This is a genomic window from Piscinibacter lacus, from assembly GCF_016735685.1.
GTDB lineage: Bacteria > Pseudomonadota > Gammaproteobacteria > Burkholderiales > Burkholderiaceae_C > Aquariibacter > Aquariibacter lacus.
In genome coordinates, this window is record NZ_JAERRA010000001.1 from 1,785,004 (window position 1) to 1,804,897 (window position 19,894).

Sequence of the window (19,894 nt, forward strand, 5' to 3'; positions counted from 1 at the left end):
CGCCCCGCCGCCCCGCCCGCCGAAGATGACCCTGCCTGCCGTCCCCCTGCCGTCCCCCCTCGGCCTGCTTCGTCTGCCGGCGCTGGCTTTCCTGATGCTCACGGGCTGCGCCAGCCTGCCGGCCGGCCCGGCCGGGGCGGTGGATGCGCCCCAGGCGGCCGGTGCTGCCGGTGCTGTGGGGGCCGCGGCCCCGGCGGCTGCGGCTTCCGCCCCGGGCGCGCCCACGCTGGCGCGGGCCGGTGCCGAAGCCCCGGCGGCCGGCGCGCCGCCCGCCTTCGCCGTGGTCAGCCGGGGGGCCGAGACCCTGCCCGGCCTGCTGACCGTGTGGCGCAAGGACGAGCGGCACTGGATCGAGCTGCGGCCGGAGGACTTCGAGCGGCAGTTCTTCCTCAGTCCCAAGATCGCCACCGGCATCGGCAGCGCCGGGGTCTATGGCGGCCTGATGGCGAGCAGTTCGGGCCAGTCGGTGGGTCGGCCGCAGATCGTGCAGTTCCGCAAGGTCGGCAACCTGGTGCAGTTGCTCGCGCTCAACAGCGCCTTCATCGCGCCTGGCGAGGGGGTGGCGGCCAAGGCCGCGCTCCAGGCCGGTTACTCGCCCAGCCTGATTGCCAGTGCGGCGCTGGCGAGTTCGCCGCATTCGGAGCGCAAGTCGGTGCTGGTCGACCTGGGCCTGCTCTTCCAGGGCGACCTGGCCGGCATCGGCGCGGCCTTGCAGCGCAGCTACCGCCAGTCCTATGCCCACGACACGCGCAACTCGGCCCTGGTCCGCCTGCGCAATGCCGAGGGCCTGCTGGCCTTCGAGATGCGCAACCACTACGCCGCCTCCAGCCTGGCCAGCCCCGGCGCCCCGGGCGCGCCCGCGCCCAGCCTGCCGCCGACGCTGCCCGAGCTGCGCAGCCTCTTCGTGACCCTGCACTACTCGCTGACCCCGCTGCCGGCCGAGCCCCTGCGCCCGCGCCGGGCCGATGCCCGCATCGGCCATTTCGTCACCACCGTGCATGACGTGGCCGACGAGCTGCCGCGCTCGCCCAAGCGCCGTCATGTGAACCGCTGGCGGCTGGAGAAGCAGGATCCGCAGGCCGCGATGTCGCCGCCGAAGAAGCCCATCACCTTCTGGATCGACCGCAGCGTGCCGCTGCGCTACCGCGACAGCCTGCGCGCCGGCATCCTCGAATGGAACAAGGCCTTTGCGGCGATCGGCTTCCAGGACGCGATCCGCGTCGAGCAGCAGCCCGACGACGCCGCCTTCGACACCCTGGACGGCGACAAGGCCTCGGTGCGCTGGATGAGCAATGCCGAAGCGAGCTTTGGCGCCATCGGCCCCAGCCATGTCGACCCGCGTAGCGGCGAGATCCTCGATGCCGACATCGCCTTCGAGAGCCTCAGCTCGCGCGCCCTGCGCACCCTGCGCTCGCAACTGCTCGGCCCGACGGCTGCTGCGTCCGAAGGCTCGGACCACGCCGGCCACGACCCCGCGATGTGCCAGCACGGCGACCATGCGGCCGAGCAGCTCGGCTATGCCCTGGACCTGCTGTCCAGCCGCGGCGACCTGGACCCCGACAGCCCCGAGGCCGAGGCCTTCGTGCAGGCCTACCTCAAGGACGTGGCCATGCACGAGGTCGGCCATGCCCTGGGGCTGCGCCACAACTTCCGCGCCTCGACCATCTACACCGAGGCGCAGCTCGCCGACCCGGCCTTCACCGCCGTGCACGGCCAGACGGGCTCGGTGATGGAGTACGCACCGGTCCATCTCGCCCCGGCGGGCCAGCCGCAGCCCGAACCCTTCCAGAGCACGCTCGGCCCCTACGACTACTGGGCCGTCGAGTACGCCTACAAGCCGCTCGCGCCCGAGGAGGAAGAGGCCGAGCTGCAGCGCATCGCCGCGCGCAGCGCCGAGCCCCAGCTTGCCTTCGCGACCGACGAGGACAACGCGGTCGGGCTCGACCCGGAGGCCCAGGTCTTTGACCTCGGCGCCGATCCCATCGTCCACGCGCGCAAGCGCTTCGCGCTGGCCCGCGAGCTGATCCAGCGCCAGGGCCAGCGCGCCCTGCGCAGCGACCAGGACTATTCGGTGCTGCGCCGCTCGGTCGCCTATGCCCTGCGCGACATGGGCCGGGTGTCGACCGTGCTGCTGCGCCAGATCGGCGGCGTGCGCACCCTGCGCGACCATCCCGGCAGCGGCCGCGACCCCCTGCAGCCCCTGCCGGCGGCCACCCAGCGCGAGGCCCTGGGCCTGCTCATCCAGCAGGTGCTGGCGCCGGATGCCTTGCAGCTTGCGCCCGCGCTGCTGCGCCGCATGGCGCCGGACTTTGCCGAGCGGCAGGACGCCTTGCGCCTGGGCGGCCCGGTCACGACCGATTACCCGCTGACAGCCGCCGTGCTGGACTTGCAGCGCGGCGTGCTGGCGCCCGTATACAGCGATGCGCTGGCCAGCCGCCTGCTGGACGCTCACGAGAAGCTCGACGCCGGCCAGGAGCGACTGGGCCTGGCCGAGCTCTACCAGCGCATCGGTCGCGCCGTCTGGGGCGATCTCGACGGCACGGCCGACCTGCCGCCGCTGCGCCGCGAACTGCAGCGCGACCAGGTCAACCGCCTGGCCGGTCTGCTGCTGCGCCCGGCGTCGCTGAGCCGCGCCGATGCGCGCAGCCTGCTGCGCCAGGAGGCCCTGGGCCTGCGCCAGGCCGTCGAGGCCCGACTGGCCCGGCCCGGCCTGGGCGCCGAGGCCCGGGCCCATCTGCAGGACACGCTGGAAACCCTGCGCCAGGCGCTGGACGCGACGACGCTGCGGGCCGGCGGCTGAGCGGGACGCGGGGGCGGCCGGCCCCAACGGCCGGGGCCGGCGGAACGGCCGGGCTCCGTGCCTTGCCACGTCCTGTCGGGCCGACTGCGGGCTGGACCACCCCGTCGGGGGGGTTGCTGGCGTGCAGGGGCCTGGGCAAGGCTGACGCGCCCAGGGTCTGCCCTTTCGCATGCCCTGACTGCCCGGCGCCGGCCCACGGTCCGCCAGCCGGTTCCGCCCCGCCCACGGAGTCCCCATGGCCAGCCGCCGTCGCCCCCTCGCCTCCGCCGAGCCCGCAGCCAGCCCGTCCGACCGCAAGGCCGCACCCGCCCCGGCAGCGAAGGCGGCCCGGTCCCTCAAGCCAGCCAAGTCGTCCAGGCTGGCCAAACCAGCCAAGAAGTCGGCCCAGGCCGCGCCCGCCTCGGTCTGGAAGCGGGTGGCCCGGCCCGATGCCATCGACTTTCGCGACCGCAGCTACCAGCCCAGCGTCGCCACCGTGCCGCCGCTGAGCCTGATGCCCGAGCCCGGCCTGCCGGTCGAGAACCAGGGCGAGACCAATGCCTGCACCGGCTTTGCCCTGGCCACCGTCGTCAACTAGTTGCTGCGCCGCGCTGGGCGCGAGGCCAAGCCGCGGGTCGCGCCCTTCATGCTTTACAGCATGGCGCGGCGCTACGACGAGTTTCCCGGCTCGGTCGCCGACGAGGGCTCCAGCGCCCGCGGCGCGCTCAAGGGCTGGTTCCGCCACGGCGTGTGCCGCCAGGCGCTGTTCGATGGCCTGGAGCCGCCCGCCACCCCCTTGGAGCACAAGGAGGACTGGTGGCTCGACGCCGTGTGCCGGCCGCTGGGCGCCTACTACCGCCTCGACCCCAAGGACCTGCCCGACATGCATGCCGCGCTGGCCGAGACCGGCGCGCTCTTCGTCACCGCGGGCTGCCATGCCGGCTGGGATGAGCTCGTCTTCGACAAGGCCCAGGCGCCAGCCAAGCGCCTGCAAGACCTGCCGGTCATCGAGCGCAAGCCCGGCAGCGCGGCCCACGGCGGCCATGCCTTCGCCATCCTCGGCTACGACGCGCGAGGCTTCATCATCCAGAACTCCTGGGGGCCGACCTGGGGCCACCACGGCCAGGCGGTGATGAGCTACGAGGACTGGCTGGAGAACGGCTGGGACTGCTGGGTGGCCCAGCTCGGCGTGGTCACCCACACCCATGAGGCCCTGGCCAAGACGGGCCGCCTGCGGCTGGCGGCCGGCCCCGCCGGCCAGGCCCGCGTGACGCTGGCCCGCGACCCGGTGCTGCGCGACCGCGAGCTTTCGCCCTACATACTGAACATGGGCAACAACGGCGACCTGAGCAACAGCGGCAGCTTCCGCACCCTGCCGGGCGATGTCGAGTCGCTGATGAGCGTGCAGCTTGCGCTCGCCCGCGAGGCCTGGGGCCTGAGCGACGAAGCGCCGCTCGATGTCTGCCTCTATGCCCACGGTGGCCTGGTCGATGAGGCGGCGGCGGCCGACATTGCGGCACGCTGGATCCCCGCGCTCTATGCGCGGCGCATCCTGCCGATCTTCCTGATGTGGGAGACCGGCTTCCTCGACACCCTGGGCCACCGCATCGAGGATGCGCTCAAAGGCCGTGAGCGCAGTGCCAGCCGCGGCCTGGGCGAGAGCTTCGAGCGCATCTGGAACCGGCGCCTCGAACAGGCCCTGGCCCGACCCGGCACGGCGCTGTGGGGCGAAATGAAGCAGAACGCCGAGGCCATGAGCCAGGTCCGCCGCGACGCCACCGGCCAGGACAAGCCGCTGGCCGAACAGGCTGGCCTGGTGCAGCTTTGGCGCCACTACCAGCAGGCGGCGGGTGGGCAGAAGCTGCGCCTGCATCTGGTGGGGCATTCGGCGGGCAGCATCGTCGCCAGCCACATGGCCGCCCATCTGGCGGGGGCCGGCGTGCCGATCGAGTCGATCAGCTTCATGGCCCCGGCCATCCGGGCCGATGCCTTCCGCGAGCTGCTGGCCCCGCTGCTGATGTCCGGTGCGGTGCGGCGCTTCCAGACCTTCCACCTCGACGAGCGCACCGAGGAGGCCGACCATGTCGGCCCCTACCGCCGCTCCTTGCTCTACCTGCTGCGCGAATCCTTCGAGGGCGGCAGCACGGTGCCGATCGCCGGCCTGGCGATCGACTGGCAGGCCCAGCTTGCCCCCGCGCTGCAGGGCGCCCAAGCCGAAGTGCGGGTGCACAGCGCGCCGGGCGAAACCAGCCGCAGCCTGTCGCACGGTGGCTTCGACGAAGACCCGCCGACGATGGCCGGGGTGCTGGACTTCATCCGGCCGGACGGGGGCTGACCGGGCGGGGCCTCCGGCCCGCCCTTCCTCGGGCGGCCGGGCCACCCGGCCGGGCCGGATCGGCTTGGGTATGCTGGCCGCATGAACCTGTTGCTCGATGCCTTCTGGCGGGCTGCCGCCTATTGCCTGCATCCCCGGATCATCCTCTGGGCCCTCGCGCCACTCGCGCTGACGGCGGCTTTCGCCGGTCTCTTCGGCTGGCTGTTCTGGGAGGACGCCATCGCGGCCGTGCGGGCCTGGCTGGACGGCTGGTCGCTCGGCGCCAGCGCACTGGCCTGGCTGGACAGCGTCGGCGCGTCCGGCATGCGGGCGCTGGTGGCGCCGCTGATCGTGCTGGCCCTGGTGGTGCCGCTGCTGGTGATCCTGGCCCTGCTGATGGTCGCGCTGAGCCTGGCGCCTTCGGTGGTGCGGCTGGTCGCCGCGCGGCGCTTCCCGGACCTGGCGCGGCGCGGCCAGTCCAGCTTCGTCCGGTCGCTGCTGTGGTCGCTGGGCTCGACCCTGCTGGCCCTGCTGGCGCTGATCCTCAGCCTGCCTTTCTGGCTGATCCCGCCGATGGTGCTGCTGCTGCCGCCGCTGATCTGGGGCTGGCTGAGCTACCGGGTGATGAGCTACGACGCGCTCGCCGACCATGCCGACGCGGCCGAGCGCCAGGCCATCCTGCGCCAGGAGCGGCTGCCGCTGCTGATCATCGGCATCGTCACCGGCTACCTCGGCGCTGCGCCCTCGCTGCTGTGGGCCTTTGGCGCGGCGGCCGTCATCCTGGCGCCGGTGCTGCTGGTGCTGTCGGTCTGGCTCTACACCCTGGTCTTCGCCTTCTCCTGCCTGTGGTTCACCCATTACGCGCTGGCGGCGCTGAGCGCGCGGCGTCAGGCCGAGTCGGCCCGCGCCGCGCGGGATGCCGCCGCCGCCGGACCGGTGATCGACCTGCTGCCTGCATCGGCCGGCGCAGCCCCCGCGGCCGCGCCGGTGCCGCCGCCGGCCCTGCCGTTCTGAGGCCGCTGCCATGCGTTTCGGTCTCATCATCGTCGGCGACGAAATCCTCAGCGGACGGCGCGAGGACAAGCACCTCGCCCAGGCCATCGAGCTGCTCAAGGCCCGCGGCCTGGCCGTGGCCTGGGCGCGCTACCTCGGCGACGAGCCGGACCGCCTGGCCGCCACCCTGCGCGAAGCCTTCGCCGGCGCCGAGCCGGTGGTCTGCTTCGGCGGCATCGGCGCCACGCCCGACGACCACACCCGCCAGGCCGCCGCCGAGGCCCTGGGCCGGCCGCTGCAACTCCATCCCGAGGCCAAGGCCCTGATCCAGCAACGCATGCGCGAGGTGGCGGCCGAGCAGGGCCAGCCCTTCGAGCCCGAGCGGGCCGACAACCTCCAGCGCCTGCAGATGGGCGTCTTCCCGGCCGGCGCCGAGATCATTCCCAATCCCTACAACCGCATCCCCGGCTTCCGCTGCACGGCCGAGGGCGGGGCGACGGTGCATTTCCTGCCCGGCTTCCCGGTGATGGCCTGGCCCATGCTGGCCTGGCTGCTCGACACGCACTACGCCGCCCACTTCGGCGCGGCCCGCCGGGTCGAGCGGGCGCTGATCGTCCACGGCGCGATGGAAGCGGCGCTGACGCCGCTGATGGAGCGCATCGAGGCCGAGCATCCCGCCGTGCGCATCTTCAGCCTCCCCAGCGTGGACCACCCCGTGCACGGACGCCACATCGAACTGGGCGTGAAGGGCGACGAGGACGCGACGGCGGCGGCTTATGCCGCATTGCGGGGCGGATTGGCAGCCCTGGGCTGCTCGACGGGCCCCGAGTCTGTGCGAGAAGCCTGATCCGGGTGCAAACAAGCCCTCGGATGGTGCGCATCGCGGGGTGCGCGCCCGTCGAAAACAGCCTGCGGCAAGAACCTGTCTTGGGCATGGATTCTGCTAAATTCTCGGCGCCCCTCTCGGCCTGACCGGTGCTCCGATGACCGGTCAGCCTCATCCCAAGACACTCGACCAAAGCGTTCCGCTAGGAGATTCCTGATGGCCAAGACCGTCGCCGACGTGATGAAGATGGTGAAGGAAAACGAAATCAAGTTCGTTGATTTCCGTTTCACCGACACCCGCGGCAAGGAGCAGCACGTCTCCGTGCCCGTCTCGCATTTCGATGAAGACAAGTTCGTCTCGGGCCATGCCTTCGACGGCTCCTCGATCGCCGGCTGGAAGGGCATCGAAGCTTCCGACATGCAGCTCATGCCGGACCCGAACACGGCGAACATCGACCCCTTCTTCGAAGAGCCGACGCTGATCCTGACCTGCGACGTCATCGATCCGACCGACGGCAAGCCCTACGAGCGCGACCCGCGCTCGCTGGCCAAGCGGGCCGAGGCCTACATGAAGTCGACCGGCCTGGGCGACACCGCCTACTTCGGTCCGGAACCCGAGTTCTTCGTCTTCGACAGCGTGCGCTGGAACGTCGACATGTCGGGCTGCTTCTCCAAGATCGAAGCGGAAGAAGCCGCCTGGAACACCGGCAAGGACTACGAGCACGGCAACAGCGGCTTCCGCCCGGCCGTCAAGGGCGGCTACTTCCCGGTGCCCCCGGTCGACAGCGGCCAGGATCTGCGCTCCGAGATGTGCCTGGTGCTGGAATCGCTGGGCATCCCGGTCGAAGTCCACCACCACGAAGTGGCCAACGCCGGCCAGATGGAGATCGGCACCAAGTTCAGCACGCTGATCCAGCGCGCCGACTGGGTCCAGTTGCAGAAGTACGTGATCCACAACGTCGCGCACTCCTACGGCAAGACGGCCACCTTCATGCCCAAGCCCATCGTCGGCGACAACGGCAGCGGCATGCACGTGCACCAGTCGGTCTGGAAGGACGGCAAGAACCTGTTCGCCGGTGACGGCTACGCCGGCCTGAGCGACTTCGCGCTGTACTACATCGGCGGCATCATCAAGCACGCCCGCGCGCTGAATGCCATCACCAACCCCGGCACCAACAGCTACAAGCGCCTGGTCCCGGGGTTCGAAGCCCCGGTGAAGCTGGCCTACTCGGCCAAGAACCGCTCGGCCTCGATCCGCATCCCCTACGTTGCGAACCCCAAGGGCCGTCGCGTGGAAGCTCGCTTCCCGGATCCCTTGATGAACCCCTACCTGGGCTTTGCCGCGCTGCTGATGGCCGGCCTGGACGGCGTCGAGAACAAGATCCACCCGGGCGAAGCCGCCACCAAGGATCTCTACCACCTGCCGCCGGAAGAAGACGCGCTGATCCCGACCGTCTGCCACAGCCTCGACCAGGCGCTGGAGCATCTCGACAAGGACCGCGCCTTCCTGACCAAGGGCGGTGTCTTCACCGACGCCTACATCGACGCCTACATCGACCTGAAGATGCAGGAAGTCACCCGCTTCCGCATGGCCACCCATCCGGTCGAGTTCGACATGTACTACGCGCTGTAATCCCTCCCGGGACCGGCAGATCCGAAAGGGCGGCGCAAGCCGCCCTTTTTCCATGGATCTTCATGGATCGCTCCCCCGCCTCGCGCGCGGGGGGCTGCGGGATACTTCGCAAGGACTGTCCCTGACGATGGATGCCGCCATGAGCGCCCCCCTTTTCGCTGCCCTGGCCCTGGCCCTGCCGGCCTGGCTTGCCGCCCCCGCGGCGGCCTGGGCCCAGGCCCGGCCGGTCTACCGCTGCAGCGGCAACCTCTACACCGACGCCCTCGACGCGGCCGAGGCGCGCCAGCGTGGCTGCAGCCCGATCGATGCCGTCCTCAGCCTGCCCGCGGCGCCGGCTGCGGCCCGGGCGACCGGCTCGGGCCGGCCGGCCGAGGCTGCATCGTCCGCGACCCAGGCCCGCGTCGACCCGGCCCAGCAGCGCAGCCGCGACGAGGACAAGCGCCGCATCCTCGAAGCCGAGCTTGCCGCCGAGCAGCAGCGCCTGGCCGCCCTGCAGCGCGAGCTGGACGCTGTCCTTGCCCCGGCCCGGCCGGGCGAGCCGCTGCCCGCCGAGCGCGCCAGCCGCGGCCAGACGATCAAGGCCAGCATCGAGCGCAGCCAGGCCGACCTGGCCGCCCTGCGCCGCGAGCTGGCCAAGACGGCCGGGGGGCCGGGCTGATGCCGGCGCCTCCCGCCTACGACCGCCGCTTCGACGCCTTCGACCAGCTTGCGACCATGGTGGCCGTGGTCCAGCCCGACGGCCGCTGCCTGTTCGCCAACTCGGCCTTCGAGCATGTGATGGGCCTGTCGCGCCGCAACATGCTGCGGCGCTCCTGGTTCGACTGGTTCGTCGAATCCGAGCTGCTGGCCGAGACGGTGGCCGCGGTCGCGCGCAATGAGTTCGCCACCAGCCGGCTCGAAGCCCAGCTTCACCGGCCCTTCCTGAGCGTGCCCAGCCCGGCCGAGCCGCTGCAAGTGCATGTCATCGTCAACCAGATGGACGAGCCCGGCGCGACGGTGATCGAGCTGATCGAGATCGAGCAGCAGGCCCGCCAGGGCCGCGAGGAGCGTGCGCTCGAACAGGTCGAGGCCAACAAGGAGCTGATCCGCAACCTGGCCCACGAGATCAAGAACCCGCTGGGCGGCATCCGCGGCGCGGCGCAATTGCTGCAGATGGAAGTCGAGTCCAAGCGCGAGCTGGCCGAATACACCCAGGTCATCATCCACGAGGCCGACCGGCTGCAGGCCCTGGTCGACCGCCTGCTGGCGCCGCATCGCAAGCCGCTGGTGGTGGGCGACATGAACATCCACGAGGTCTGCGAGCGGGTCCGCTCCCTCGTGCTGGCCGAGTTTCCGCGCGGCCTGGCCATCGAGCGCGACTACGACGCGTCCATCCCCGACTTCCGCGGCGACCGCGAGCAACTGATCCAGGCCGTGCTGAACATCGTGCAGAACGCGGCCCAGGCCCTGGCCGAGCGGCGCCAGGCCGGCGATGCCCGCATCGTGCTGCGCACCCGCATCGCCCGGCAGGTCACGCTGGGCAAGCAGCGCTGGCGATTGGCACTGGACTTGCATATCGAGGACAACGGGCCGGGTGTGCCCGAGGCCCTACGGGATCGCATCTTCTACCCGCTGGTGTCGGGGCGGGAGGGCGGCTCCGGCCTCGGTCTGACGCTGGCCCAGAGCTTCGTCGCGCGTCATCAAGGCACGATCGATTGCGAGAGCGAGCCCGGGCGCACGCTGTTCCGCATCACGATTCCCTTGCCCTGATCCCGCGCCGGCGGGGCCCTGGGCCGGGCGTTCCGGCTGCAACGATTCCATGTCCCGGACCGAGCGCCTTCATGAAACCCATCTGGATCGTTGACGACGACCAATCCATCCGCTTCGTGCTGGAGAAGGCCCTGGCGCGCGACGAGCTGCCGGTGCGCAGCTTCTCGAACCCGCGCGATGTGATCGCGGCGCTGGATGCGGAGGACCTGCCGCAGGTGCTGGTCAGCGACATCCGCATGCCCGGCGGCTCCGGCCTGGACCTGCTCGCTCATGTGAAGGAGCGCCTGCCCGGCCTGCCGGTCATCGTGATGACCGCCTACTCCGACCTGGACAGCGCGGTCAGCGCCTTCCAGGGCGGCGCCTTCGAATACCTGCCCAAGCCCTTCGACCTGCCCAAGGCCGTCGAGCTGATCCGCCGCGCCGTCGACGAAAGCCTGCGCGAGGACGTGGCCGACGAGCGCATGGCGCAGATGCCCGAGATGCTCGGCCAGGCGCCGGCCATGCAGGACGTGTTCCGCGCCATCGGCCGCCTCAGCCAGAGCAATGTGACGGTGCTGATCACGGGCGAGAGCGGCTCCGGCAAGGAGCTGGTCGCCCGGGCGCTGCACAAGCACAGCCCGCGCGCCAACGGCCCCTTCGTCGCGATCAACACCGCGGCCATCCCCAAGGATCTGCTGGAGAGCGAGCTCTTCGGCCACGAGCGCGGCGCCTTCACCGGCGCGCAGACCACCCGCCGCGGCCGCTTCGAGCAGGCCGACGGCGGCACGCTCTTCCTCGACGAGATCGGCGACATGCCCTTCGACCTGCAGACCCGCCTGCTGCGGGTGCTGTCGGACGGCCAGTTCTACCGCGTCGGCGGCCACAACCCCATGCGCAGCAATGTGCGGGTGATCGCCGCCACCCACCAGAACCTGGAGGACCGCGTCAAGCTCGGCGCCTTCCGCGAGGACCTCTTCCACCGCCTGAACGTGATCCGCCTGCGCCTGCCCGCGCTGCGCGAGCGCCGCGAGGACATCCCGGCCCTGGCCCGCTACTTCCTGCAGAAGAGCGCGAAGGAACTGGGCATCGAGGCCAAGCGCATCGCCGAGCCCGCGCTGGCCCGGGTGGCTGCCTTCGACTTTCCGGGCAATGTGCGGCAACTGGAAAACATCTGCCACTGGCTGACCGTGATGGCGCCCGCCCAGGTCATCGACGTGAAGGACCTGCCGCCCGAGCTGATGGGCCTGATTCCCTCGCCCGCGCCGCGCGCGCCGCTGGCCGCGCCGCCCGGCGACAGCCCGGCCCCGGCCGAGCCCCTGGGCCTGGCCGAGGCCCTGCCGGCCAGCGTGACCGCGCCCAGCCCCTTTCCGGCCTTCCCCGGCCCGGGCGGCAGCCCGGTCGGCCTGGGCGGCGGCTCCTGGCTGCACGACCTGGAACGCGAGGCCCGCGCGATGCTGCAGGCCGGCATCCCCGAGGTCTGGGACACGCTCACCCGCAAGTTCGAGGCGCAGCTCATCCATGCCGCGCTCGACATCACCCGCGGCCGGCGCATCGAGGCCGCCCACAAGCTCGGCATCGGCCGCAACACCATCACGCGCAAGATCCAGGAGCTGGGGCTCGACGACTGAGCCCGGGCCGGGCAGGGCGTCACAGCCCTGCCACGGCGCTGGGCTGGAATGCCGGGATTCCTCCACGGCTTCCATCCCCCCATGCGCCTGACTGCCCCCTTCAGCCTGCTCCTGATGACCGCCGTTCTGCAAGCCTGTGGCGGAGGCGATGACGAGGCCCTGCGCACGCTGGGCGGCGAAACACCCATCGTCATCGGCCACCGCGGTGCCTCGGGCGAGCGGCCCGAGCACACCCTGGAGAGCTATCGCCTCGCCATCGAGCAGGGTGCCGACTTCATCGAGCCCGACCTGGTGCTGACGAGCGATGGCGCGATGGTGGCCCGCCACGAGCCCATGCTCGACAGCACCACCGACGTGGCCAGCAAGTTCCCGGCCTCGCGCATGCGCACGAAGAACGTCGACGGCGTGCCGACCACCGCCTACTTCGCCAGCGACTTCACCCTGGCCGAGATCAAGACCCTGCGCGCCGTGCAGCCGCGCGCCAGCCGCCCGCAGGGCTTCAACGGCCTCTACACCGTCCCGACGATCGAAGAGATCATCACCCTGGCCAAGACCGAGGGCGCCCGCGTCGGCCGGACCATCGGCATCTATCCCGAGATCAAGCACTCCACCTTCCATGCGGTGGAGGCCGGCTTCGGCGCCAATGCCTTCGAGGACAAGCTCGTCACCCTGCTGCACCTTGCCTATGGCAACACCGCCAGCGCGCCGGTCTACATCCAGTCCTTCGAGGTCGCGAACCTGCAATACCTCAACGGCCAGACCAGCTTGCGCCTGGTGCAGTTGATCGATGCCGACGATGTGCGCGACGACGGCAGCTTGTCCCTGGTGGCGCCCTACCGCCAGCCCTACGACTTCGTCGTGCGCGGCGATGCCCGCACCTTCGCCGACCTGCTGACCCCCACCGGCCTGGACTTCGTCAAGACCTATGCCGACGGCATCGGCCCCTGGAAGCCCTATCTCGTCCGCACCGTCAACGACGGCGTCGACCGCACCGGCGACGGCATGGTCGACGTGCGCGACCGCCGCGTCGAGGGCAGCACCGGCGTCGTCGAAGCCGCCCATGCCCGCGGCCTGCGCGTGCATCCCTACACCTTCCGCGACGATGCCGGCATCTACGGCTTCAAGGACGGCCGGGCCGAGATCGACTACTTCTTCAAGCTCGGCGTCGACGGCCTCTTCACCGACTTCCCGGCCACCGGCGCGGCCGCTCGCAACGCCCTGCGCTGACCGGCCTGCGGGCCGGGATGCAGGCGCCGGGCGCCTGCATCCCGCCGCTGCGGCAGCCAAGCGGGCCGCGCGTTCAGGCCGTCGCGTCGCCCAGCGTCACCAGCACGGGCGCATGGTCGCTGGGCCGCTCCAGCTTGCGCGGCGCCTTGTCGATCACGCAGGCGCTGGCGCGCGGCCGCAGCGCCTGGCTCAGCAGGATGTGGTCGATGCGCAGGCCCTGGTTCTTCCGGAAGGCCAGGTTGCGGTAATCCCACCAGCTCCAGCTCTTGGCCGGCTGCTCGAAGAGACGGAAGGCATCCACCAGTCCCAGGTCCAGCAGGCCCTGGAAGGCCGCGCGCTCCTCGGGCGTGCAGTGGATCTGCCCGGCCCAGGCCACCGGGTCGTGCACGTCGGCATCGGTCGGCGCGATGTTGAAGTCGCCCATCAGCACAAGCCGCGGGTGGGCAGCCAACTCGCCGCGCAGCCAGTCGCTCAGCGCGGCCAGCCAGGCGCGCTTGTAGACGAACTTCTCACTGTCCGGCGCCTGGCCGTTGGGGAAGTAGGCGCCGATCACCCGCAGCGGCGCGCCGTCGGCATCGTCCAGCGTGCCGGCAATCACCCGCGCCTGCTCGTCGGCAAAGCCGGGGATGTTGCGCTGCACGTCCCGCAGCGGGCCACGGCTGAGCAGGGCGACGCCGTTGTAGGTCTTCTGGCCGAAGAAGGCGACTTGGTAGCCGGCCGCCTCGAGCTCCGCCGCCGGGAACTTGTCGTCCGTCAGCTTGGTTTCCTGCAGCACCAGCGCATCCACCGGATGGGCTGCCAGCCAGTCCAGCAGATGCGGCAGACGCACGTTGAGGGAGTTGACGTTCCAGGTCGCAAGCCGCATGATCAAGAAAATTCTATTTAAAACAACGACTTGTAAAGTGGTAATGCCATCTAGCTACGCATCTAGCTACACAACTTGGGCTTGCGCCCACCTTGCGGCTCGCTGATCAGCCTTCACAGGCAGCTTAGTTCGTAGATGTCGTCCCGCTACCTGCCTTGTTGCTGTACAGGTGCCGCTGGAACCCGACGAACACCTGGCGCACCTGCTCCGGCTTGCCGAGTTCAGCAAAGGCATCGTTCAGCGCCTTGTAGCGAAGCCGCAGCAGCGGCGAGAGCTTCTCGGCGTCGAGCTCGTCCACACCTTGCTTGACGTACTGCGCTAACACGAAGTCGACGAAGGCCTGCTGCTTGTCGGTGAACTCACCAGCCGCCGCTACTCGCGCTGCTTCCGCCCGCGCTTCGCGTGTGAGCGGATCGCGCGCATAGGCCACATAGGCCAGCACGTCGAAGAGGTCGCTCTTCTCGGTTTCGATGATCTTCTGCATCTCGGCCAGCGGCTCCTTGCCGAAACCGCGATCGGCCAAGTCGGCCAGCAGCTTCTTGCGCGTCTCGGGCGCGCTCCAGATGCGCCGCAGTTCGTCTTCGTCCTTGAAGAATTCGGGCAGGGTGCCGAACAGCGCTTCGAGAAACTGTGCGGCCGACATGGGCCGCCCGTCCGCGCTCCAGAAGGTGGTCGCCGTCATGCTCTGGATCATGCGTGCCTTACCGTCGGCGAGCTTGATCTTGGTCTTTGGCTGCGGCGGAGGCGGATCCTCCAAGGTGTCGGGACCTGGCGGATCGGGATCGTCCTCACGCGGACCGCGCCCTCCACCCCCAGGTTCTGGCTCCTGCGGCTCACCGTCCCACTCCGGGTCGCTGAAGTGGTGGTGGGCCTTCACGAAGTCATAGATCGTGAAGTGGTCCTTGCCGTCGTACAGGCGTGTGCCGCGGCCGACGATCTGCTTGAACTCGATCATGGAGCCCACCGGGCGCATGAGCACGATGTTGCGCACGTTGCGCGCATCCACGCCGGTCGAGAGCTTCTGCGAAGTGGTCAGGATCGTGGGGATCGTCTTCTCGTTGTCCTGGAAGTCGCGCAGCGCCTGTTCACCCCGCGCGCCGTCATCGGCCGTGACGCGCACGCAGTAGTCTGGGTCCTTGCTCGTCTTCACCTGGTTGATCAGGTCGCGCACCATCAGCGCGTGCGGTTGCGTGGCGCAGAAGACGATGGTCTTCTCGCTCTGGTTGATCATCCCCATCAAGAGATTGACGCGGTAGGCCTCGCGCTCGGGGATGATGATCACGCGGTTGAAGTCGCCTTCCACGTAGCGCTTGCCTGGGATGACCTCGCCTTCGACGATCGCATCGTCTGGGGTGTAGGTGTAGTCGTCGATCGTGGTGGCGATCTGCCTGACCTTGAAGGGAGTCAGGTAGCCGTCGTTGATGCCCTCCTTCAGCGAGTAGGTGTAGACCGGCTCACCAAAGTAGGCATAGGTGTCGGTGTTGCCCTTGCGCTTGGGCGTGGCCGTCAGGCCGAGCTGCACGGCCGGGGCGAAGTAGTTCAGGATCGCGTGCCACTGGCCTTCGTCGTTGGCCCCGCCGCGGTGGCACTCGTCGATGACGATGAAGTCGAAGAAGTCCGGCGGGTACTCGCCGAAGTACGGCGAGGGCTGCCCATCCTTGGGCGGGCCACTCATGAAGGTCTGGAAGATTGTGAAGAAGATGCTTCCGTTCTTGGGCACCCGGCCCTTCTTCCGGATCTCGTCAGGCGCGATGCGCACCAGGGCATCGTCTGGGAAGGCTGAGAAGGCGTTGTAGGCCTGGTCCGCCAGGATGTTGCGGTCGGCCAGGAACAGTATGCGCGGCCGGCGCGCGGGCTCCCGCTGCACCTTCCAGTCGGCCAGGTTCCAGCGGCTCTGGAACAGCTTCCAGGCAATCTGGAAGGCGATCGCCGTCTTGCCGGTGCCGGTGGCCAGCGTCAGCAGGATGCGCTCGCGCCCTTCGGCGATGGCTTCGAGCACCCGCCGGATCGCGATCTCCTGGTAGTAGCGGCTCTCCCAGGCTCCGCCCTTGTCCTCGTAGGGCACTGCGGCGAAGCGGTCGCGCCAGGCATTGACCTCGGCGAAGGTCTGGGCCCAGAGCTCGTCGGGGCTCGGGTAGGCGGCAACGTCGCCCTCCGCGCCGGTCGCCATGTCCACGCCGTAGATGGCTTGGCCATTGGTGGCGTAGGTGAAGCGCACGGCCAGCTTCTTGGCGTACTGCTTGGCCTGCGCCAGGCCTTCGGTGTGGGGCATGTCCCAGGCTTTGGCCTCGATGACTGCGAGCTTGGTGTTCCGGTAGATCAGCACGTAGTCGGCGATCTCGGCCTTGGCGCGCTGGCCCTTACCCTGCAGGCGGCCGGGAGCGATGACCTCCCGGCGGATGCGGCTGCCGTCGACCACGCCCCAACCTGCCGCCTTGAGGGCGGGGTCGATATGTTCGGCGCGGGTTTCGGCCTCGTTCATGCCACCGCTTCCAGTTGTTGGTCGGTGGACTTGGCGGTGAGCTGGCCCGTGAAGGCTTGGTGCAGCAGGGACTTTTTGAGCTCGTCGAGGGCGGCGAGCTTTCTCTTCCGGACGGCTGCTATTTGCTCGACACCTTCGCTCAGTTCGCCCAGCTCGCCTGCCATTTGCACCTGCACCTGCAGCGGGGGCACGGGCACGCGAACGCTGCTGGCCAAGTCGATGTTCAAGTTGCGAACGGTTGATCCTGCCGCAAGGCGGTCGAACTGGCGGTATACGAACTGAGAACCCAGAAGCAAGTAGAGAAAGTCTTGGTCGAAGGACTCCTGGTACTCGGACAGGACAAGCCAGCCGTCATGAATGCACCCCGTGGTCCGCATGATGTACGGCCTGCCAAAGCTCATGGAGTTTGAGAGCAGGAAGTCGCCGTCCCGAACAAGCCGAGATCGTGAAACACCGGCGGGTTTGATCTTCTCGGCGGTCGAGGATATGTACTTCCCGCTTGCAGTGGCATCGCTGATCTTGATCCAGTTGATGCCGTCCGCTTCTGTTGTCAAGAACTCCTGAATGGGGCGAGGTGATCCGCCCCGTGCGATGACGCAGGTACTGCCAAGCGTTTGCTCTTTCCAATCGTCCCCGACTGATGAGAACACATGTGCGAGCCGGCTCTCGAACAGCTCCCGCGCGTTCTGCAGGTTCTTCTCGGTGTTGGCCTTAGCCGTGGCGATGGCCTCGAAGGCCTCGTCGAGGATGGCGACGATGCGGCGCTGCTCGGGGAGGAGTGGAAAGTGGAACGGAACCTCCTTGAGTTTGCCGCTTGAAAGTTCCTTGAAAGTCGCCCCCGTGCCCAAGCTCTCCAGCAGGGGCACATTCGCCAGAAGGAAGTAGTACGCGAACTTCGTGTGTATCGCCCGCGATGGCACCAGGCCCTTGCAGCCTTGGTTGAAGGCCATCGGCACTTCATTGATGACAAGGTGCCCGATCGGTGCGCGCGAGGAGAGGATGACGGACTGCGGCGGGACCAATTCCGCCCCGACGCGCAGCCCTTCATCGGTGAGCGTACGCCGGCTGCTTGCGAGATACGGCGATGGCAGTCCGCCCATTTCCGCGGGAGTGATCCACTGATGAGGGCCGTCCCAGAATGCCGCGGTGCCTGTCTTCGGGGTTCCGCCGTTGACGACGCGGAAGACCTCACCGATCGGCTTCGTCTGCCACCCCTCCATCACGCCACCAGCTCCCGGATCGTGGCCAGGGCCTCGGCGCTCTCGGCGTCGAGCGCGGCGATCTCGTCGAGGATCTCCTGGGGGGTGCGCAGCGTGACCACTTCACCGCCGTTCGGGTTCTTGACCGACAGGTCGTAGGTGCTGGTGTCGATGCTGGCCGTGTCCAGCGTCCAGCTCTTGGGCGAAGCCGCGAAGGTCTTCTGCAGCTCGACGAACTCCACCAGGTCGGCGTCGTTCAGCGCCGTGGTCTTGCCCAGACTTCGGCCCGGGTCGAGCTGGTAGTACCACACGCTTCGGGTCTTGGTGCCCTTCTCGAAGAACAGCACGACAGTCTTCACGCCGGCGCCTTGGAAGGTGCCGCCGGGGCAGTCGAGGATGGTGTGCAGGTTGCAGCTCTCCAGCAGCAGCTTGCGCAGGCTGGTCGAGGCGTTGTCGGTGTTCGACAGGAACGTGTTCTTGATGACGATCGCTGCCCTGCCCCCGGCCTTCAGCGTCTTGATGAAATGCTGCAGGAACAGGAAGGCGGTCTCGCCGGTCTTGATGGGGAAGTTCTGCTGGACCTCCTTGCGCTCCTTGCCGCCGAAAGGCGGGTTGGCCAGGATGACGTCGAAGCGGTCCTTGTCCTGGATGTCGGCGATGTTCTCCGCCAGCGTGTTGGCGTGGATGACGTTCGGGGCCTCGATGCCGTGCAGGATCATGTTCATGATCGCGATCACGTAGGCCAGGCTCTTCTTCTCCTTGCCGTAGAAGGTGCCCGTCTGCAGGGTCTTGAGGTCGGCCGTGGTCAGGCCCGGCTGGCTTGAGAGGTACTCGAAAGCCTCGCACAGGAAGCCGGCGGAGCCGCAGGCGCCGTCGTAGATGCGCTCGCCGATGCGGGGCTTGATCACCTGGATCATGGCGCGGATGAGCGGCCGGGGCGTGTAGTACTCGCCGCCGTTGCGGCCGGCGTTGCCCATGTTCTTGATCTTGGCTTCGTACAGGTGCGAGAGCTCGTGCTTCTCGGCCTGGGCGCCGAAGCGCAGCTCGTCGACGTGCTCGATCACATCGCGCAGGTTGTAGCCGCTCTGGATCTTGTTCTTGATCTCGCCGAAGACCTCACCGATCTTGTATTCGATGGTGTTGGGGCCGCTGGCGCGTTGCTTGAAGCCGGCCAGGTACGGGAAGAGCTTCGCGTTAACGAAATCGCGCAGGTCGTCGCCCGTGAGGGCCGCGTTGTGGTCGAGCTTGCCGTCCAGCCCCTTGGGCGCGGCCCAGGTCTCCCAGCGGTAGGTCGGTTCGATGATGTAGCGGTAGGGCTTGCCTTCGAGCGCGGCTTCCGATGCCTTGTCGGCTTCGAGCGCGTCAAGGTACTTCAGGAACAGCAGCCAGGACGATTGCTCGGTGTAGTCAAGCTCGCTGGTGCAGCCTGCGTCTTTGTGCAGGATGTCGTCGATGTTCTTGAAGGTCTGCTCGAACATGGCGCCTCATCGTCCCTGAATGCTGTTTGCCGAACATTGTCGGTCAGCTTCTCAGGACTTCGCACTGGTTCTCAGCGATTGCGCCATCGGTCCAGGTCGGCGTCGATGTCTCCAAGCCGAGTTTGCAGCAGGCCGAGCTTTGCCGACATGCCGGCCAGCGCCACGTTGACGTGCGCATCGTGCAGGCTTTGCAGCCGCTCAAACGTGCGCCAGTGCATCCCCTTCGGCTTCAGCCCGTTGCCGTTCAGGATGCCGGGTTCCCAGTCCAGCCGGCGCCGGATCTTGTCCGCCCGCCGGGTCGCTCGGTCGTCGTCGGTTTCCCGCTGGCAGCGGTAGGCCAGGCGGTGGCAGTGTCGGCACGCGAACACCGCGCCGCCGTAAAGCACGGCCACCCGCCGGCCGCAGCCGGCAGCAGGGCACAGCCACCACGCGCGCCGGCCGCCGTAGTTGCAGGCGGTCCAGGCCAGCGGCACCGTGTAGCTCATCGGGCGCCAGTCGCCGCCTCTCTGGCGGGTCCGGTAGTTCAGCGTCACCCGGTCGGCGCCCACCAGCAGGTTGATGGTGGCGCAGGTGTCGCCGTTGACGGGCCGGCTCCACGTCAGCGAGTTGCCGGGCGTCAGCACCCGCTGCCGTTGCAGCTTACGCACGTCCAGTGCCTGCATGTCGTCGGTGCAGGCCTTCCCGAATCGTCGGCCGCTGCCGAAGCCGCCCATGCGTCACCTCCTCAAAGATTTTCCGAAACC

The 19,894-nt window shown here is 69.0% G+C and carries 15 protein-coding genes; 10 read left to right on the forward strand and 5 right to left on the reverse strand.

Annotated elements, in window-relative coordinates:
* The first annotated feature begins 25 nt into the window (after positions 1 to 25).
* From JI742_RS08030 to JI742_RS08075, 10 genes are all read left to right on the forward strand, one after another.
* Positions 26 to 2,800, forward strand: coding sequence for a zinc-dependent metalloprotease (locus JI742_RS08030; protein WP_236676829.1), 2,775 nt, complete (start codon positions 26 to 28; stop codon positions 2,798 to 2,800).
* Between the two features lie 235 nt (positions 2,801 to 3,035).
* Positions 3,036 to 3,377 (forward strand): hypothetical protein, encoded by a 342-nt coding sequence (locus tag JI742_RS08035; protein WP_201825382.1) that lies wholly within the window; start codon positions 3,036 to 3,038, stop codon positions 3,375 to 3,377.
* Positions 3,378 to 3,425: 48 nt separating this feature from the next.
* Positions 3,426 to 5,114 (forward strand): C1 family peptidase, encoded by a 1,689-nt coding sequence (locus JI742_RS08040; RefSeq protein ID WP_201825384.1) that lies wholly within the window; start codon positions 3,426 to 3,428, stop codon positions 5,112 to 5,114.
* A gap of 81 nt (positions 5,115 to 5,195) precedes the next feature.
* Positions 5,196 to 6,107, forward strand: a complete 912-nt coding sequence (locus tag JI742_RS08045; RefSeq protein ID WP_201825386.1) for an EI24 domain-containing protein — start codon at positions 5,196 to 5,198, stop codon at positions 6,105 to 6,107.
* Positions 6,108 to 6,117: 10 nt separating this feature from the next.
* Positions 6,118 to 6,933, forward strand: coding sequence for a competence/damage-inducible protein A (locus tag JI742_RS08050; protein ID WP_201825388.1), 816 nt, complete (start codon positions 6,118 to 6,120; stop codon positions 6,931 to 6,933).
* 195 nt (positions 6,934 to 7,128) lie between these two features.
* Complete coding sequence (gene glnA, locus JI742_RS08055; RefSeq protein WP_201825391.1) at positions 7,129 to 8,544, forward strand: type I glutamate--ammonia ligase; 1,416 nt, start codon at positions 7,129 to 7,131, stop codon at positions 8,542 to 8,544.
* A 139-nt stretch (positions 8,545 to 8,683) separates the two neighbouring features.
* Positions 8,684 to 9,202, forward strand: coding sequence for a hypothetical protein (locus tag JI742_RS08060; protein ID WP_236676830.1), 519 nt, complete (start codon positions 8,684 to 8,686; stop codon positions 9,200 to 9,202).
* Complete coding sequence (glnL, locus tag JI742_RS08065) at positions 9,202 to 10,293, forward strand: nitrogen regulation protein NR(II) (RefSeq protein WP_201825393.1); 1,092 nt, start codon at positions 9,202 to 9,204, stop codon at positions 10,291 to 10,293. The genes JI742_RS08060 and glnL overlap by 1 nt, the downstream gene beginning before the upstream one ends.
* A 71-nt stretch (positions 10,294 to 10,364) precedes the next feature.
* A complete protein-coding gene (ntrC, locus tag JI742_RS08070; RefSeq protein ID WP_201825395.1) occupies positions 10,365 to 11,900 on the forward strand; it encodes a nitrogen regulation protein NR(I) in 1,536 nt (511 codons plus the stop codon).
* A gap of 81 nt (positions 11,901 to 11,981) precedes the next feature.
* Positions 11,982 to 13,127 (forward strand): glycerophosphodiester phosphodiesterase, encoded by a 1,146-nt coding sequence (locus JI742_RS08075; RefSeq protein ID WP_201825397.1) that lies wholly within the window; start codon positions 11,982 to 11,984, stop codon positions 13,125 to 13,127.
* A 73-nt stretch (positions 13,128 to 13,200) separates the two neighbouring features.
* Here the strand turns inward: JI742_RS08075 and xth are convergent, their stop codons facing one another.
* From xth to JI742_RS08100, 5 genes are all read right to left on the reverse strand, one after another.
* On the reverse strand, positions 13,201 to 13,992 hold the full coding sequence (xth, locus tag JI742_RS08080; protein WP_201825399.1) for an exodeoxyribonuclease III: 792 nt from the start codon (positions 13,990 to 13,992) through the stop codon (positions 13,201 to 13,203).
* A 124-nt stretch (positions 13,993 to 14,116) separates the two neighbouring features.
* Positions 14,117 to 16,474 carry an EcoAI/FtnUII family type I restriction enzme subunit R gene (gene hsdR, locus JI742_RS08085; protein ID WP_201825401.1) on the reverse strand — a complete coding sequence of 786 codons (2,358 nt, stop codon included), beginning with the start codon at positions 16,472 to 16,474 and terminating at the stop codon, positions 14,117 to 14,119.
* Positions 16,471 to 17,694, reverse strand: coding sequence for a restriction endonuclease subunit S (locus tag JI742_RS08090; protein WP_236676972.1), 1,224 nt, complete (start codon positions 17,692 to 17,694; stop codon positions 16,471 to 16,473). The genes hsdR and JI742_RS08090 overlap by 4 nt, the downstream gene beginning before the upstream one ends.
* Complete coding sequence (locus tag JI742_RS08095) at positions 17,694 to 19,151, reverse strand: type I restriction-modification system subunit M (protein ID WP_201825405.1); 1,458 nt, start codon at positions 19,149 to 19,151, stop codon at positions 17,694 to 17,696. Before JI742_RS08095 ends, JI742_RS08090 begins: the two co-directional genes overlap by 1 nt.
* Before the next feature lie 71 nt (positions 19,152 to 19,222).
* Positions 19,223 to 19,864 carry a hypothetical protein gene (locus JI742_RS08100; protein ID WP_201825407.1) on the reverse strand — a complete coding sequence of 214 codons (642 nt, stop codon included), beginning with the start codon at positions 19,862 to 19,864 and terminating at the stop codon, positions 19,223 to 19,225.
* Positions 19,865 to 19,894 lie beyond the last annotated feature (30 nt).

What these genes read in the sequence shown, in the direction of transcription:
- JI742_RS08030 (WP_236676829.1), top strand. Translation starts at nt 26, where the DNA reads ATGACCCTGCCTGCCGTCCCCCTGCCGTCCCCCCTCGGCCTGCTTCGT.
- JI742_RS08035 (WP_201825382.1), top strand. Translation starts at nt 3,036, where the DNA reads ATGGCCAGCCGCCGTCGCCCCCTCGCCTCCGCCGAGCCCGCAGCCAGC.
- JI742_RS08040 (WP_201825384.1), top strand. Translation starts at nt 3,426, where the DNA reads ATGCTTTACAGCATGGCGCGGCGCTACGACGAGTTTCCCGGCTCGGTC.
- JI742_RS08045 (WP_201825386.1), top strand. Translation starts at nt 5,196, where the DNA reads ATGAACCTGTTGCTCGATGCCTTCTGGCGGGCTGCCGCCTATTGCCTG.
- JI742_RS08050 (WP_201825388.1), top strand. Translation starts at nt 6,118, where the DNA reads ATGCGTTTCGGTCTCATCATCGTCGGCGACGAAATCCTCAGCGGACGG.
- glnA (WP_201825391.1), top strand. Translation starts at nt 7,129, where the DNA reads ATGGCCAAGACCGTCGCCGACGTGATGAAGATGGTGAAGGAAAACGAA.
- JI742_RS08060 (WP_236676830.1), top strand. Translation starts at nt 8,684, where the DNA reads ATGAGCGCCCCCCTTTTCGCTGCCCTGGCCCTGGCCCTGCCGGCCTGG.
- glnL (WP_201825393.1), top strand. Translation starts at nt 9,202, where the DNA reads ATGCCGGCGCCTCCCGCCTACGACCGCCGCTTCGACGCCTTCGACCAG.
- ntrC (WP_201825395.1), top strand. Translation starts at nt 10,365, where the DNA reads ATGAAACCCATCTGGATCGTTGACGACGACCAATCCATCCGCTTCGTG.
- JI742_RS08075 (WP_201825397.1), top strand. Translation starts at nt 11,982, where the DNA reads ATGCGCCTGACTGCCCCCTTCAGCCTGCTCCTGATGACCGCCGTTCTG.
- xth (WP_201825399.1), bottom strand. Translation starts at nt 13,992, where the DNA reads ATGCGGCTTGCGACCTGGAACGTCAACTCCCTCAACGTGCGTCTGCCG.
- hsdR (WP_201825401.1), bottom strand. Translation starts at nt 16,474, where the DNA reads ATGAACGAGGCCGAAACCCGCGCCGAACATATCGACCCCGCCCTCAAG.
- JI742_RS08090 (WP_236676972.1), bottom strand. Translation starts at nt 17,694, where the DNA reads ATGGAGGGGTGGCAGACGAAGCCGATCGGTGAGGTCTTCCGCGTCGTC.
- JI742_RS08095 (WP_201825405.1), bottom strand. Translation starts at nt 19,151, where the DNA reads ATGTTCGAGCAGACCTTCAAGAACATCGACGACATCCTGCACAAAGAC.
- JI742_RS08100 (WP_201825407.1), bottom strand. Translation starts at nt 19,864, where the DNA reads ATGGGCGGCTTCGGCAGCGGCCGACGATTCGGGAAGGCCTGCACCGAC.